Source organism: Nocardioides sp. zg-1308 (genome assembly GCF_013155375.1).
In the GTDB taxonomy this organism is placed as follows: Bacteria; Actinomycetota; Actinomycetes; order Propionibacteriales; family Nocardioidaceae; genus Nocardioides; species Nocardioides renjunii.
In genome coordinates, this window is record NZ_JABJQY010000002.1 from 2488717 (window position 1) to 2503797 (window position 15081).

The window sequence follows — 15081 nt, forward strand, 5'->3', positions numbered from 1 at the left end:
CGGGCGACTCCGACTGTAGACCGCGGAGCGGCGGATCGGGGCGTTGACGGAAAAAACCGAAACTCAGTGGTCTGGTCAGCGTCATGCCCTGTGGGCTGCCCCGTCTCACTGGTGCAGGACGGGACAGGAGGGGGTGGCCGTGAGGATCTTCGCCGTACGCGGGCGACGACCTGCGGCCGCCGGTCCTGAGATGGGCGATGCACGGTCTGCCGACGTGCGGTCGGGGTTGCCGCACCGGTTCGAGGCGGTGGGGGAAGCGCTCATCTCAGGATCGGACGTCTTGGGGGTGTGCTCCGTCGCGGGCCAGGTCATGGCCCGCGACGGGGCCTCGGTCGAGGAGACGCTGGCCGGGCTGCGCGAGACGTGCCGCAGCATCACCGGCGAGGACCCGACGTACGACGTGGTGGCCGCGACGCTGTCCGCCTGGAGCGACACCACACTCGGCTACCTGCACCAGCTCTCCTGCGAGGACCCGCTCACCGGGCTCTCCAGCCAGGCGCACCTCCGCGGCCGGCTCTCCGAGCTCTACCGGCTCGGCGACGCCGACCCCGGCGGGATCACCGGGCACGGGCTCGTCGTGTGCGCCCTGCCCCTGGGGGACGACCCGTCGGAGGAGCCGGGCGACCACTTCACCCGGGCCATGCGGCTGGCGCGGGCCGGCGAGCTGGCCCGTACGGCGTTCGCGCGCGACGAGACGGTCGCCCGCGTCGGGATGCACCGGGTCGCCGTCCTCACCCGTCGCGACGACCGCATGGGCCGCCGCGTGCGCGTGCTGCGGACCATGCTCGAGACCGCGCAGCCCGGGGGAGCGGGCACCTCCGCGGTGCGGGTGTGGATCGAGGGCCTGCCGCCCACCGACGCCGGCGCCGGCATGCTGCTCGACGAGCTGGCGCGCGGCTGAGGCTCCGGGCGGACCGGTCCGCCCCACGGTCCGCCGACGCCACGCCGGTGCCCGAGGAAGCCCCTAGGGTGGCCCCATGTGCGGCCGCTACGCCTCGTCCCGACAGCCCGACGACCTCGTCGAGGAGTTCGAGGTCGTCGAGAGCCGCATCGCGGCGGCGCTGCAGCCCGACTACAACGTCGCGCCCACCAAGGAGGTCTACGCGGTCGTCGAGCGGCCGCCGTCGCGCGAGTCCGGGCGGGACCGGTCCGAGGCGCCGCAGCGACAGCTGCGGGTCCTCACCTGGGGACTCGTGCCGTCGTGGGCCAAGGACCCCTCCATCGGCAACCGGATGATCAACGCACGGATGGAGACCGTGGCCGACAAGCCCGCCTTCCGCAAGGCGTTCGCCACCCGCCGCGCCCTGCTGCCGGCCGACGGCTACTTCGAGTGGTATCCCACCTCGCAGACCAACGCCAAGGGCAAGCCGGTCAAGCAGCCGTTCTTCATCCGGCCGAAGGACGGCGGGATCCTGGCCATGGCAGGCCTCTACGAGATCTGGCGCGACCCGGGCAAGGCGGAGGACGACCCCGACCGCTTCCGGTGGACGTGCACGGTGCTCACCACCCAGGCCGAGGACTCCCTGGGCCACATCCACGACCGGATGCCGCTCATGGTGGAGCGGGAGCGCTGGCACGAGTGGCTCGACCCCACGCACCCGGGTGACACGTCGCTGCTCGTGCCTGCCGCCCCGGGCCGGCTCGAGGCGTACGCCGTCCCGACCCTGGTGAGCAACGTGCGCAACAACGGCCCCGAGCTCGTCGAGCCGCTGGAGGCCACGTCGTGAAGAAGGCGACGATCCGCGCGGTCGACACCCCGCACGGCGAGGGTCGGCTGCACACCCGACGGGCCACCAGCCCGATGGCGACGCTGCTGCTCAGCCACGGGGCGGGGGGCGGCGTGGAGTCGCGCGACCTCTGGGCGCTGGCCGACGCGCTGCCCGCGCAGGGCGTGTCGGTGGTCCTGTTCGAGCAGCCGTGGCGGGTGGCCGGCCGCAAGGTCGCGACCGCGCCGCCCACGCTCGACGCGGCCCTGAGGTGCGCCGCCGACGTGATGCGGGTGCGGACGCCCCTCGTGGTCGGCGGTCGGTCCGCGGGCGCCCGGTCGGCGGCGCGGACCGCCCGGTCGCTGGGGGCGACCGGTTGCCTCGCCCTGTCCTTCCCGCTCCACCAGCCCGGGCGGACCGAGCCGACCCGGCTGCCCGAGCTGCGCGGGGCCGGCCTGCCCACCCTGCTGGTGCAGGGCGAGCGTGACCCGATGGGGCGCCCCGACGAGTTCCCCGGCGACCTCGAGGCCGTCGACATGGTGGTCGTGCCCGGCGCCGACCACGGGCTCAAGGTGCCCGCCCGGGGCGAGGTGAGCCAAGAGGAGGCCATGGGGATCGTGGTCGAGTCGACGCTGGAGTGGCTGGTGCGCGAGGTGGTCGGGAATCCTCGGACGGGGTGACGTGTTGAGCCCTGTGTGCAGTCACTGATCCTCGAACGCCCCCGCGCCACCGAGCGCGGTGCTTCGCCTGCACCCACAGCGCTATCGTGGGAGGCGATGACTGAATCAATCAAGGACGACATGTCCCCGGCGGACGACGCCGTCGAGATCGTCGTGGATGACGAGTCCTCCGACGACCGGTCCGCGCGCTTCGAGCGCGACGCGCTGCCCTTCCTCGACCAGCTCTACGGCGCGGCGATGCGGATGACGCGCAACCCCGCCGACGCCGAGGACCTCGTCCAGGAGACGTTCGCGAAGGCCTACAGCGCCTTCCACCAGTTCAAGCCCGGCACGAACCTCAAGGCCTGGCTCTACCGGATCCTCACCAACACCTACATCAACTCCTACCGCAAGAAGCAGCGCCAGCCGCAGCAGTCGATGTCCGAGGACGTCGAGGACTGGCAGCTCGCACGCGCGGAGTCGCACTCCTCGACCGGGCTGCGCTCGGCGGAGATGGAGGCGCTGGAGCACCTCCCCGACTCGGAGGTCAAGGACGCCCTGCAGCGACTGCCCGAGGAGTTCCGCCTCGCGGTCTACCTCGCCGACGTCGAGGGGTTCCCCTACAAGGAGATCGCCGAGATCATGGACACGCCGATCGGCACCGTGATGTCGCGCCTGCACCGCGGTCGTCGTCAGCTGCGCGACATGCTCGCCGACTACGTCCGCACCAACGACCTGCTGCCGGCCTCGGCCACGGAGGGGGTGAAGGGGTCGTGAGCACGCACGAGCACGGCAACGACGACTGCGTCGACTACATCGAGCGGATCGTCTACTTCCTCGACAACGAGCTCGACCAGGCCGACTGCGCCGTCGTCGAGATGCACCTGCGCGAGTGCGGTCCCTGCCTCGAGCGCTACGACCTCCAGCGGGCCGTCAAGCAGCTCGTCGCCCGCTCCTGCACGGAGTCGGCGCCGGAGTCGTTGCGCGACCGCGTACGCCTCCAGCTGCGCGAGGTCAGGATTCAGATCACCGAGGGCGAGGCCTGACCCGATTCGCCGCTCACGGGGTTTTGTTGACACACTGCTCCGAGCACCGATTCCAGGAGGACGACCATGGGCAAGACCGGACGCAAGCGCCGCGCTCGCAAGAAGAAGGGCGCGAACCACGGCAAGCGCCCCAACGCCTGACGCGCGCACCACGTAGAAGTCCCCGCCGAGGCGGGGACTTTTGCATGTCGGGAGGAGGCGGTCGCGCTCAGACGAGCGGCTGGAGCTCGACGAGCACCGGGCACCCGTGTCCGGGGAAGCGCACGACGAAGTCCACCGCCGCCGCCACGTCCTCGGGCTGGAGCAGCGACGTCGGGTCCTCCACGCCCTGCGGCGAGAGGAGCCCGGCTCCCGCCGCGACGAGGCCGGGGGACACGACGCTGACCCGGACGCCGTGGCGCTTGACGTCGAGGAAGCTCGCGGCGGCCAGCGCCGCCAGGCCGTGCTTGCTCGCGACGTAGGCGGCGTTGTCGGGGAACACCCGGTGGGCGGCGCCGGACCCGACGAGGACGAGGGTGCTGGGCGACGTCGTCACCAGCCGCGTGAGCAGCTGCGGCGTGGCGCGGGCAGCGGCCACCAGGTTCACGTCCAGCAGGTGCGCCCAGGCGTCCGGGTCGGCCTCGTGGGCCGGTCCCCAGTCGAAGACGCCGACGGCCCAGACCACCACGTCGAGCGGGGACGGGGCCTCGCCGTCCAGCCGGGTCAGCCCCGCGCGGACCGCCTCGGCATCGGTCACGTCGACCTCCTGCGTCGACACCGAGCGACCGTGCTCCGCCACGAGCGCCGCCAACCGCGGCTCCGACCTGCCCCAGGCCGACACTGACCGCCCGCCTGCCACCAGCCGCCGCACTATCGCGGCGCCGATGTCGCTCGTGGCCCCGACGACCAACGCGTGTCCTGACGTCATGCGGCCAGTGTGCCCCTGCCGTCCGACGCTGGTGCCCGACGCTGATGTCCGACGCTGGTTCCCGACGTACCGGCTCGCGCGTGCGGCGCCGGATATCGGTAGGGCTACGGATGCGGCGCGACCGGCCCGGCCGTCAGGCTCGGAGCACGCCATCGCTCCAGGAGACCGACATGTACACCACCCTTCGCCGCAGTGCGCACGCCGACCAGCTCGAGGCCGAGCTGCGCGACGCCCGCTGCTGCGACGCCCGCCGGCGGTGCGTCGGCTGCCAGGCCAAGGCCGACGAGATCCGCGCGGCCCGCCGCGACGCGATCATCTACTCGCTCAGCACCGTCAGGCCACGCCGCCCGGTGTCGTGACCGGGGCCGACCCGCGCAGACGGACCGGGTACCCGCCAGCCGGACCCGCATGCCGCCGGTCGCAGCCGCCCCAGTCGCCGGGCGAGCGGCGTGACGGTTCCCACGCCACTTCGTCCGGATCGGCCCCTACGGTCGACCCATGACCGCCTCCTACCCCGATCACGCTGTCCCCGTCGCCCAGGTCGACGCCGGCCGCGAGCCTGTCGCCCGCCGGTGCGTGGCCACCTCGTCCGGTGGTGCGGTGCGCCATGGCTGAGTTCGGCGAGGAGGACCTCAGCGGGTCGACGTTCGACCGGACCGACCTCAGTGGATCCACGTTCCGGGCGGCCTCGCTGAGCAACGTCACCATCCGGGGCACCGACCTGCACCACGTGAGGATGACCGGCGTCGAGCTCTGGGACGTCGACATCAGCGGCGAGATCAAGGACCTGCGGATCAACGGGGTCGACGTGACGGCCTACGTCGAGGCCGAGGTGGCCCGCCGCGAGCCGGACCTGGCGAAGATGCGTCCGGAGGACCCCGCCGGCTTCCAGGAGGCCTGGGCCCTGCTCGAGCAGCGATGGGACAGCACCGTCGGGCGGGCCCGGCGCCTGGACCCGCAGCAGCTCCACGAGCAGGTCGACGGCGAGTGGTCCTTCATCGAGACGCTGCGGCACCTCTCCTTCGCGACCGCCTCATGGGTCCACCGTGCGATCAACGGCGAGTCGGCCCCGTGGCACCCGCTCGACCTGCCGTGGGACGAGGCGCCCGAGGGCAGCTTCCCGCGCGACCGCGCCGCCCGACCCTCGCTGGACGAGGTCCTGGAGGTCCGCCGCGCCCGGCAGGCCGACGTACGCCGCGTCATCGAGGGGCTCACCGAGGAGTCGCTCGCGGCCGAGACGACCCCGCCTGACGACGGCGGCTGGCCGCCGCCGCGTCCCTTCACGGTGAAGGAGTGCCTGTCGATCGTGCTCAACGAGGAGTGGTGGCACCGGACGTACGCCGAGCGTGACCTCGCCGTCCTCGAGACACGAGCCCAGTAGCCACGTTCCTGCAGCGCCCGCGCCTGTCTGCGTCGGTGGAAGCGGGGTCGCCGTTGGAGAGGCGGTCGGGGGGTGTCCGGTGTGGTGGGCCACTGCGGCGCCACTCGTCGTACGTCCGGGGCCCGGGCCGTGCTCGAACGTCACAGCCGGCTCATGAACCGCTCCGCGTCCACCACGACCCGCGTGATCTCCCCGGCCGCGAGCACCTTCCCGCCTGCGGTGTCCCGGGCGCTGACCGTGAAGCGGTGCAGGCGCCCGTCCTCGTAGGCGCTCGACGCGCTCACCTCGACGGTCGCCCCGACCGGGCTGGCCGCGAGGTGCTCGACCTGCACGCGGGTGCCCACGCTCGTGGCTCCCTCGGGCAGGACCGGGTCGAGGCAGGCGCAGGTGGCTGCCTCCAGCCAGGCGAGCAGCCGCGGCGTGCCGAGCACGGGGAGGGAGCCGCTGCCCACCGCCTCGGCGGTGTCCTCGTCGGAGACCGTGAAGGTCAGCGTGGCGGGCTCGGGGTGCGACATGGCGGGCCTTTCGGAACTTCGTCGGACGGTGAGGCAACCTGAGGAGCACCCACACGTCTACCAGACATGAGCGCGAGGACCCTGGGCATGGAGCCATCAGTGGACATCACTGAGCTCTACGCCGCCCACCGGCTGTCCCTGGTCCGGCTCGCGGTGCTGCTGGTCGACGACGTCGCCTCCGCCGAGGACGTCGTCCAGGACGCCTTCGCCGCGCTCGCCCGCCGCCCGGACGCGGTCCGGGACCCGTCGAAGGCGCTCGCCTACCTGCGCGTCTCGGTCGTCAACACCGCGCGCTCGTCGCTGCGACGACGGCGTACGGCGCGGGCGTACGCGCCGCCGCACGACCTGTCGCCGCCCACGCCCGAGGACAGCGCGGTGCTGGCGGAGGAGCACCGTGAAGTCATCGCCGCGCTGCAGCAGCTCGCGCCCCGGCAGCGGGAGGTGCTCGTCCTGCGCTACTGGTCGAACCTCTCCGAGGCGGAGATCGCCCGGACGCTCGACATCAGCCAGGGCACCGTCAAGTCGACCGCCAGCCGTGCGCTGGTCGCCCTGGAGAAGGCCATGCACGCCCACGTCGGACAGCGAGCGGGAGGGGAGGGGTCATGAGCACCACGCCACGCACGACCAGTGACGTCGAGGAGCGGCTGCGGGCCGCGCTGGCGGCGCGCGCCGACCTCGTCGGGCCCGACGACCTGACCGCGACGGCCCCGGCGCCGGTCGTGCCGCTGCGCTCCCGCTGGGCGTCGCCGTGGGTCCTCGTCGCCGCTGCGGCTGCCGTCCTGCTGGTGCTCGGCGTGGTCCTCGCCGGACTGCCGTCCCGCCAGCGGTCCGACGACGTCGCGCCGAGCCCCGAGGAGCCGCGCATCGAGCTGCCCGCCGACGTGGGACGCGAGTGGCAGGCCGACGACCTGTCGTCGGTCGAGCGCCTCGACCTCGACGGTGACGGCACGGACGAGGAGGTCGAGTTCCTGGCGGAGCCGAGCAAGGACTTCGACGGCCGCACCCGGATCGAGACGACGCTCAGCTCGACGGGGGAGGAGGCGTACGGCATCGTGCAGCTCTCCACCACCATCGGCACCGACGCCCTCGACCCGATCGACGCCGACGGGGACGGCGACCAGGAGCTCGTCCTCTACGACGACGACCCGAGCGCCGTCGGCGGCGGCGGGTATCCCCTCGTCCTCGACCTGCGCGACGGCCTCCTGGTGCAGGCGGCGGTCGAGGATCCCGACCTGCTGGTCCGCGGCAGCGTGCCGGTGCCGGGGGAGGGGACCGAGCACTACGATGTCGTGCGCCTCCACGACTACTGGGTCGAGGACGGCCGGCTGTGGTCGGGCCGCTCGCGCAACGCGTACGCCGCCGGAAACATGACGCTCCACCGACCCGAGCGCGTCGTGCTCGAGGCCTGGACGTGGGCCCTCGACGACGCGGGCGTCCTGCGCGCGTCGGACCCCACGTGCCGCACGGACGTCCTCGGCGAGCGCGGGACCTGCGAGCCCGGCGAGGCCGACTCGCTGCCGCGGCTCGGACCCGCCGCGACGGGCACGATCGGCGAGGGGGAGCAGGCCGACTACGGCGAGGGCTTCTCCTTCACCGGCGCTGTCGCCGACGGCGCGCTCGTCGCCCGGGTGGGCGACGCGGGCGAGATGCGGCTCGACCTGGCCGTGGACGACCCGCTGCTCAACACCCGGCAGCCCACCGGGGTCTTCTACGACGGCGCCTCCTTCGTGGTCACCTCCGCCTCCGACCCCGCGCTGGTCCAGGTCGTGGTCCAGCGCGGCGACGTCCTGAGGGTGGTGGAGCCGGTCGGCGAGGTCCCGCTGCGCGACGACGGCGACGTCCGGACGTGGCTCACGCGCGACGGTGCGCTCGTCACCGCGGTGGCGGACGGCGACGCGTGGCGGACGTGGCAGTGGGAGATGGTGTCCGGCACCGAGATCGCCGCACTGCCCACCGGCACCGTCTGCTTCGACGACGTCGAGGACCCGGCGACCGCGCGCGCCTGCTGAGGGCCTGCTCAGGCTCCAGGCGCTCAGAAGGGCTTGGCGAACGCGATCAGGTCGACGCCCGGCATCGGGGACCAGTCACGCTGCGGGTCGCGGACGTAGCCGAGCCGGGCGTAGACGCGGTGGGCGGCGACCATGGTGGCGAGGGAGGACAGCGCCATGCCCGTCGCGCCGTGGAGCCGGGCCCGCTCCTCGCAGAGGGTGGCGAGGGCCGTGCCGGCGCCCGCACCCTGGGCTGCCGGGTCGACCGCCAGCATCCGGAACTCGCCCTCGTCGCTGCGACCGATCTCGCGCCACGGCGACCCCGGTGGGCAGAAGGTGACGTTGCCGAGGAGCCGGTCGCCGTCGACCGCCACCCAGACCTCGGCCTCGGCGTCGCGCCGGGCGACGTCGTGCAGCCGCGCGCGGTAGTCGTCCTCGGCGCCGGTGAGGAACGGCTCGTAGGCGGCCACGCACACGTCCCCGGCCGCGGCGTGCTCGCCGGGCCGGATGCGACGCAGCTCCACCTCAGATGCCGAAGGTGGAGCGGGGATAGGCCGCCTCGACGTCGGTGATCACGTTGACCAGGTAGGGGACGCCGGCGGCATAGGCGCGGTCGAGGGCCGGCCCGATCTCCTTCGGGTCCGAGACCGTCTCGCCGGCACCCCCCAGCGCCTTCACCACGTCGTCGTACGGCGTGCGCTGCCCGAGGTCGGCCGCGACGTCGTAGCCGTAGAGCATCTGCATCGGGCCCTTCTCCAGGCCCCAGGCGGAGTTGTTGCCCATGACCATGACGACCGGCAGGTCGTGGCGGACCAGCGTGTCGACGTCCATCAGCGAGAAGCCGGCGGCACCGTCGCCCAGCAGGAGGGTGACCTGCGCGCTCGGCCGGGCGATGCGAGCGGCGATCGCGGCACCGAGTCCCGCGCCGAGGCACCCGTAGGGACCGGGGTCGAGCCAGCCGCCGGGCCGCTTGGGCTCGACGTACTTGCCGGCGAACGACACGAAGTCGCCGCCGTCGCCGATGACGACCGAGTCGTCCTCGAGGCGGGGCACCAGCTCGCCGTAGATGCGGGCGGGGTGGATCGGGTCGGCCTCGGCGGTGAGCAGCTGGGCGTCGCGCTCGGCGGCGGCGCGGACCTGGTCGGCGAGCTGGTCGGACCACGCCGACCAGTCGGGCTTGTCGCCGCGCTCGATGGCGGCCTGGAGGCCGTCGAGGACCGTGGTGAGGTCGCCGGAGACGGACGCGGCGAGCTCGGCGTGGCCGGAGACCTGGCCGGGGGAGTCGGCGACGTGCACGACGCGGGCGAACTCGCCCTGCGGGTTCTTGTCGGGGCCGCCGAAGAGGCCGTAGCCGAGCCGGAAGTCGAGCGGCGTCCCGACCACGACCACCAGGTCGGCGCCGGACAGCGCGGCACCGCGCGCCTTGGTGACCAGGCTGCGGTGGCCGCCGGGGATGACGCCGCGACCCATGCCGTTGGTGAGCGTCGGGATGCCGAGGTCCTCCACGAAGCGCAGCGCCGCGCTCTCGGCGTGGTCGGCCCACACGTCTGTGCCCAGGATCAGCACCGGCCGCTGCGCCTGCGCGAGCAGCCGGGCGACGGCGTTGATCGCGTCGGCGTCGGGCTCGACGCGGGTGCCCTCGCCCGTCGCGGCCGAGCCGGAGGCCGAGTTGAAGAACTCGTCCATCGGTACGTCGACGAAGACCGGCCCGCGGTGGCTGGAGCGGGCGAGCGTGAACGCGTCGTCCATGCCGGCGGCGACCTCGCCGGCCGTCATGAGCGTCCTCGCCGCCTTGGCGACGGGCGCGATGATCGGCGGCTGGTCGAGCTCCTGCAGCGAGCCGGTGCCCCAGCGGTTCTGCGGCGCGCGGCCGCCGACGACGACCATCGGGGACCCGGCGAACTGCGCCTGGGCGATCGCGCTGATGCCGTTGGTGACGCCCGGCCCGGCGGTGAGCACGGCGAGGCCGGGGACGCGGGTGAGCTTGCCGGTGGCCTCGGCGGCGAACGCAGCGGTCTGCTCGTGGCGCACGTCGAGCAGGCGCATCGGCGGGCCCTGCCCCTCCTGCTGCGTCTTCACGGCGCCGTCGTACATGGGGAACACGTGGGCGCCGGAGAGGGTGAACATCGTCTCGACGCCGTGGGCCCGCGCGACGTGGACGGCCAGCTCGCCGCTGTGGCCGGAGATCTCGTTGGTCTCGCTCATGCCCGCAGGTTAGCCGTTGTCTACTCGCAGGTAGGGGGCGTTGGTCATCCGGAGCGCCTCGATCACGACCAGCAGCAGGTCGGGGCGCACGGTGGGCGGGTCCGGGGCCAGCGACAGCTGCACGAACAGCGCCCGGAGGAGCCCCTGCGGACCGGCGGTCGGGGCGAACGGGTCGTGGTCGACCGGGCCGCCGAACGGGTTGGCCGCCGCGCCGATGCGGTGCACCCACGGCTCGAGGACGTCGGTGGCGAGGGTGTTGCGACGGAGGATGCGCAGCGCTGCGTGGGCGATCCGGTCGGGCTCGCCGGCGGCGAGCGGGGCCTCGGCCGGCTGCTGGAGGAGCCGCTCGGCGAGGATGTCGAGCAGGAGCGCGTGCTCGGGACCGGCCAGGTGCGGCGACTCGCCGAGCGCGCCGATCGTGTCGGCGCCGTGGGCGATCGCGTGCGCCCAGCCCTTGCCCAGCACGAAGCCGCGGGTGTCCTGCTCGGTGAGGAACCAGGTGGCGATGCGGTCGCCCCACTCCATCACCTTGGCGGCGGGCAGCAGGTGCTGCTCGTTGTCGCGCTCGAGGCACTCGGCCAGGACCAGCGCGCTGAAGCTGCGGCGGAACACCGTGTCGGTGCCCGACTCGCCCTGCCCCACGGCGAGCCCGGCGACCATGCCGTCACCGAGGCCGGTGAGCAGGTCGTCGTAGACGCCGCGGTCGATCCACGTCGCCAGCGCGGGGTAGGCGGTGCCGTCTCGGACCTCGGGGCTGGTCGAGCCGAGCATCGTGGTGAGCTCGGCGGTGAGGTCGTCGAGGGGGCGGTCGCCGGGGACCTCGAACCCGGTGGCCTGCACCTGGTCCCAGTAGCCGATCGACATGGCTCCATCCTGCCAGTCGCCCCCGACCCCGCCATAGGCTGGTCCGGTGCCCTCCCTCCACGAGCTCGTGCGAGCCCACACCGACCTCGTCGAGGACGACGTCACGTGGCTGCAGCGGCTCATGGCGGACTGGCAGATCCTCGCCGACCTCTCCTTCGCCGACCTCGTGCTGTGGCTGCCGGACCGCGAGGACAAGGGCTACTGGGCCGGCGGGCAGATGCGGCCCACCACCGGGCCGACGGCCCTCGTCGACGACGTGCTGGGGACCTTCATCCCCACCGGGCGCCGCCGGATGCTCGACGAGGCCTTCGCCACCGGGCGGCTCGTGCGCGAGGGCGACCCCGAGTGGCGCGACGACGTGCCGGTGCGGGTGGAGGTCATCCCGGTGCGCCGCGCCGGCCGGGTGATCGCCACCATCGCCCGCAACACCAACCTGCTCGGCGTACGCACGCCCAGCCGCCTCGAGCTCAGCTACCTCCAGACGGCGGCCGACCTGACCCAGATGATCGCCGCGGGCCACTTCCCGCTGCCGGGCCAGCGCAGCGACCACGCCGACTCGCCGCGGGTGGGCGACGGGTTCGTGCGGCTCGACCCCGCGGGCAGGGTCGTCTACGCCAGCCCCAACGGGCTCTCGGCCTACCGCCGCCTCGGGCTCCACGGCGACCTGACCGGCCTGGTGCTGACCGACCTCACCCGCGACCTCGTCCCGGCCCGCAAGCGGCTCGACGAGGAGACGCTGAGCGCCGTCCTCGGGGGACGCGACGGCCGGGCGACCGAGGTCGGCACCGACGAGGTCACCCTCATCGTGCGCAGCATCCCGCTGCGTCCCCAGGGGGACCGCAGCGGAGCCCTGCTGCTGGTGCGCGACGTGACCGAGCTGCGCAGCCGCGACCGTGAGCTCGTCACCAAGGACGTCACCATCCGCGAGATCCACCACCGGGTGAAGAACAACCTGCAGACCGTGGCCGCGCTGCTGCGCCTGCAGGCGCGGCGCACGCAGGCCGAGGACGCGAAGGCGGCCCTCGAGGAGGCCGTACGCCGGGTGGGGTCCATCGCGATCGTCCACGAGACGCTCAGCCAGGCGGTCGAGGAGACCGTCGACTTCGACGAGATCGCCGACCGACTCGGCGCGATGGTGGTCGACGTGAGCGGGGTGGAGGTCCCGGTGCGGGTGGTGCGCGAGGGGTCGTTCGGCAAGCTGCCCTCGGGGGCTGCGACGCCGCTCGCCATGGTGCTCACCGAGGTCCTGCAGAACGCGGTCGAGCACGGCTACACCGGCGCCTCGCACGCTGACGGATCCGGGCCGGCCGCCGGCCGCGTCGTGGTCACCGCGCGCCGCATCGTGGGGCGGCTGCACATGGTCGTCGAGGACGACGGCCGAGGCCTGCCCGGCGGGTTCGACCTCGACACCTCGACGCAGCTGGGGCTGTCCATCGTGCGCACGCTCGTCGAGTCGGAGCTGGGCGGCGTGCTGGAGATCGGCCCGGGGAGCCGCGGCACGCGGGTGCAGGCGGACCTGCCCGTCGAGTGAGCCGGAGGGTCGAGCGGGAGCGGGGCCGGAACCGGCCGACCCGCCCGGGATCAGGCGGTGCGGATGCGGGCGCGGGCGTTGCGGCGCTTGAGTGCGCGCCGCTCGTCCTCGCTCAGGCCTCCCCAGACCCCGTGGTCCTGCCCGGCCTCGAGGGCCCACGCGAGGCACTGCTCGCGCACCTCGCAGCGACGGCACACCTGCTTGGCCTCCTCGATCTGGAGGATGGCCGGTCCGGTGTTGCCGATCGGGAAGAACAGCTCAGGGTCCTCGTCGAGGCATGCAGAGCGACTGCGCCAATCCATGAGTGGGGAATTCCCTCTTTCCAAGTCACAGGCAGTTGCTGTTGTCGGACATTCAGCTGAGCCCGGGCGCGAGAAGCGCAGCGACAAGACTCGCAACCTTTGAACGTTCACACAACCCCATCAGGTGGTCGTGTCCGTCACAACTACAGTTGCGCAGTGCCCGTTACCTCGTCCGGTATACCCGATGGCCGACCCGATGGTGCGGAGCCCGTCCCACCGCCGCCGCTCGTGGTGGCCGCGTCCCTCGTCGCGGTGGAGTCCCTCCTCCTGGCCGGACTGGGGGCCCTCGAGCTGGCCAACCTCCGCGCGATCCGGCTCACCATGGGCGTCACCACGGCGATCTTCTTCCTCGCCGCGGCGGCCGGACTGGCCTTCTGCGCCTGGTCGCTGCGACGCGTACGCCGCTGGGCGCGCGGCCCCGTGGTGATGGCCCAGCTCATCCAGCTCGGGATCGCGTGGAACCTGCGCGACGGCTCGACCCGGGCGCTGGCCGTCGGGCTGGCGATCGCGGCGGTGGTGGTCATCGCCGGTCTGCTGCACCCGGCCACGACCGCGGTCCTCGAGGAGGACGCGCGGATGCCGGACTGACCGGCCGCGGGCGGGTGTCGGCGGCCCGGCCCGGCCGGCCCGATGGGCCCGCTCGGCTCAGTCGGCCTCGAGCGAGGTGCGCAGCTGGGCCAGCGTGCGGGTCAGCAGGCGCGACACGTGCATCTGGGAGACGCCGATCTCCTCGGCGATCTGCGACTGCGTCATGTTCTTGAAGAAGCGCAGCAGGAGGATCCGCTTCTCACGCTCCCCGAGCCCCTCGAGCAGCGGCTTGATGGACTCGCGGATCTCGACGTGCTCGATGTTGGCGTCCTCCACGCCGAGGCTCGCGAGCATCGCCGGGGGACCGTCGTCGCTGTCGTCGGAGGCGTCGAGGGAGAGCGTCGCGTAGGCGTGCGAGGACTCGATGCCCTCCATGATCTCCTCCACCGTGCAGCCGATGACCTCGGCGAGCTCGCGGGGGGTGGGGGAGCGGCCGAGCTTCTGCGTCAGCTCCCCGGTCGCGCCCCCGATCTGCATGCGCAGCTCCTGGAGCCGGCGCGGCACCCGGATCGCCCACCCCTTGTCGCGGAAGTGGCGCTTGATCTCGCCGATGACCGTCGGCGTCGCGTAGGTCGAGAACTCGACCCCCCGGTCGGTCTCGAAGCGGTCGACGGCCTTGATCAGGCCGATGGTGCCGACCTGCACCAGGTCCTCGAACGGCTCCCCGCGGTTGCGGAAGCGGCGCGCGCAGTGCTCGACCAGCGAGAGGTGCAGGTGCACCAGGTCGTCGCGCGCGACCGAGCGCTCGGCGTCGCCGGCGTCGGCGTCACGCAGCACCGCGAACAGCTCGGCGCTGCGCGCGCGTACGTGATCCAGACCGCTGAGCACGACGTCCTCGTCGATCTCGCGGTCGACGGCAGCCTCGACTGCCTCGTCCCCCGTGTCTGTGCTCATGTCAGAGCTCGGCACCCGTCATTCCCGCAGTGATCGTCGAGGCGACCGTGAAGCGGACCCTGAAGCGTCCGGCCTCCGATCCCGCCGACGCGTCCTGCGCCATCGTGTCGAGCACCTGCCAGGCGAAGCTCTCGGTGTCGAGCGGAGGGTCGTCGCGCGCCTCCGTCTCGAGCACGACGGTCATCGACCCACGCCCGAAGACGAACTGCGCCACGAGATCGGTCCCCGGGTCGGCGGCCGGGATCGCCAGGGCCGTCGCCTCTCCGATCGCGATGCGCAGGTCCTCGATGTCGTCGATGGTGAAGTCCAGCCGCGCCGCGAGCCCGGCTGCCGTCGTGCGGACGATCGTCGCGTAGGCACCCTCGGCCGGAAGTCGGAGCTCGACGTCGGCGCGAGAGCCCCCCGTGTGATCTGCCATCTGCGTCCATGTCCCGTCGTCGAGCGGATCTGCTGGCCCACACAGTAACCGGGCCCGGCCTCCACGATGCGTGGCGA

General features: G+C 73.1%; 19 protein-coding genes. 11 read left to right on the plus strand and 8 right to left on the minus strand.

Annotation, left to right across the window (positions count from 1 at the left end; translation table 11 throughout):
* The first annotated feature begins 280 nt into the window (after positions 1-280).
* From HN031_RS13780 to rsrA, 5 genes are all read left to right on the plus strand, one after another.
* The gene (locus HN031_RS13780; protein ID WP_172270745.1) at positions 281-901 is read left to right on the plus strand and encodes a hypothetical protein; all 621 of its coding nucleotides are present in this window, start codon (positions 281-283) and stop codon (positions 899-901) included.
* 76 nt (positions 902-977) lie between these two features.
* Positions 978-1727, plus strand: a complete 750-nt coding sequence (locus HN031_RS13785) for an SOS response-associated peptidase (RefSeq protein WP_172270747.1) — start codon at positions 978-980, stop codon at positions 1725-1727.
* Positions 1724-2386, plus strand: a complete 663-nt coding sequence (locus tag HN031_RS13790) for an alpha/beta family hydrolase (RefSeq protein WP_172270749.1) — start codon at positions 1724-1726, stop codon at positions 2384-2386. The genes HN031_RS13785 and HN031_RS13790 overlap by 4 nt, the downstream gene beginning before the upstream one ends.
* 120 nt (positions 2387-2506) lie before the next feature.
* Positions 2507-3142, plus strand: coding sequence for a sigma-70 family RNA polymerase sigma factor (locus tag HN031_RS13795; protein ID WP_172271724.1), 636 nt, complete (start codon positions 2507-2509; stop codon positions 3140-3142).
* Positions 3139-3411 carry a mycothiol system anti-sigma-R factor gene (rsrA, locus tag HN031_RS13800; RefSeq protein ID WP_172270751.1) on the plus strand — a complete coding sequence of 91 codons (273 nt, stop codon included), beginning with the start codon at positions 3139-3141 and terminating at the stop codon, positions 3409-3411. The genes HN031_RS13795 and rsrA overlap by 4 nt, the downstream gene beginning before the upstream one ends.
* 208 nt (positions 3412-3619) lie before the next feature.
* Here rsrA and HN031_RS13805 read toward each other — a convergent pair whose 3' ends face one another.
* Complete coding sequence (locus HN031_RS13805; protein WP_172270753.1) at positions 3620-4318, minus strand: SDR family oxidoreductase; 699 nt, start codon at positions 4316-4318, stop codon at positions 3620-3622.
* A gap of 170 nt (positions 4319-4488) precedes the next feature.
* Here HN031_RS13805 and HN031_RS13810 point away from each other — a divergent pair, with 170 nt between their 5' ends.
* Positions 4489-4677, plus strand: a complete 189-nt coding sequence (locus HN031_RS13810) for a hypothetical protein (protein ID WP_172270755.1) — start codon at positions 4489-4491, stop codon at positions 4675-4677.
* A 248-nt stretch (positions 4678-4925) separates the two neighbouring features.
* A complete protein-coding gene (locus HN031_RS13815; RefSeq protein WP_172270757.1) occupies positions 4926-5699 on the plus strand; it encodes a DinB family protein in 774 nt (257 codons plus the stop codon).
* A gap of 140 nt (positions 5700-5839) precedes the next feature.
* Here HN031_RS13815 and HN031_RS13820 read toward each other — a convergent pair whose 3' ends face one another.
* Entirely contained in the window at positions 5840-6214 is a 375-nt protein-coding gene (locus HN031_RS13820; protein ID WP_172270759.1) for a thioesterase family protein, read from the minus strand.
* 87 nt (positions 6215-6301) lie between these two features.
* On the opposite strand from HN031_RS13820, the gene HN031_RS13825 reads away from it, so the two are divergent.
* Positions 6302-6820, plus strand: coding sequence for an RNA polymerase sigma factor (locus HN031_RS13825; RefSeq protein ID WP_216652136.1), 519 nt, complete (start codon positions 6302-6304; stop codon positions 6818-6820).
* A complete protein-coding gene (locus HN031_RS13830; protein ID WP_172270763.1) occupies positions 6817-8223 on the plus strand; it encodes a hypothetical protein in 1407 nt (468 codons plus the stop codon). Before HN031_RS13825 ends, HN031_RS13830 begins: the two co-directional genes overlap by 4 nt.
* Before the next feature lie 23 nt (positions 8224-8246).
* On the opposite strand, the gene HN031_RS13835 is transcribed toward HN031_RS13830, so the two are convergent.
* From HN031_RS13835 to HN031_RS13845, 3 genes are read right to left on the minus strand one after another with little or no spacing between them, the layout of a single operon-like run.
* Positions 8247-8726: a GNAT family N-acetyltransferase gene (locus HN031_RS13835; RefSeq protein ID WP_322424596.1), complete on the minus strand. Its 480-nt coding sequence runs from the start codon at positions 8724-8726 to the stop codon at positions 8247-8249.
* Between the two features lies 1 nt (position 8727).
* Positions 8728-10407: an acetolactate synthase gene (locus HN031_RS13840; protein ID WP_172270765.1), complete on the minus strand. Its 1680-nt coding sequence runs from the start codon at positions 10405-10407 to the stop codon at positions 8728-8730.
* A gap of 9 nt (positions 10408-10416) precedes the next feature.
* Complete coding sequence (locus HN031_RS13845; protein WP_172270767.1) at positions 10417-11271, minus strand: DUF2785 domain-containing protein; 855 nt, start codon at positions 11269-11271, stop codon at positions 10417-10419.
* Between the two features lie 46 nt (positions 11272-11317).
* On the opposite strand from HN031_RS13845, the gene HN031_RS13850 reads away from it, so the two are divergent.
* Positions 11318-12802, plus strand: coding sequence for a PAS domain-containing sensor histidine kinase (locus HN031_RS13850; protein WP_172270769.1), 1485 nt, complete (start codon positions 11318-11320; stop codon positions 12800-12802).
* A 50-nt stretch (positions 12803-12852) separates the two neighbouring features.
* Here the strand turns inward: HN031_RS13850 and HN031_RS13855 are convergent, their stop codons facing one another.
* Complete coding sequence (locus HN031_RS13855; RefSeq protein WP_056601527.1) at positions 12853-13104, minus strand: WhiB family transcriptional regulator; 252 nt, start codon at positions 13102-13104, stop codon at positions 12853-12855.
* Between the two features lie 252 nt (positions 13105-13356).
* Between HN031_RS13855 and HN031_RS13860 the strand changes: the two genes are divergently transcribed.
* Positions 13357-13692, plus strand: a complete 336-nt coding sequence (locus HN031_RS13860; protein ID WP_172270771.1) for a hypothetical protein — start codon at positions 13357-13359, stop codon at positions 13690-13692.
* Between the two features lie 57 nt (positions 13693-13749).
* Here the strand turns inward: HN031_RS13860 and HN031_RS13865 are convergent, their stop codons facing one another.
* Entirely contained in the window at positions 13750-14586 is an 837-nt protein-coding gene (locus HN031_RS13865; RefSeq protein ID WP_172270773.1) for a SigB/SigF/SigG family RNA polymerase sigma factor, read from the minus strand.
* A gap of 1 nt (position 14587) precedes the next feature.
* Entirely contained in the window at positions 14588-15004 is a 417-nt protein-coding gene (locus HN031_RS13870) for an anti-sigma factor (protein ID WP_172270775.1), read from the minus strand.
* Between the last annotated feature and the right edge of the window lie 77 nt (positions 15005-15081).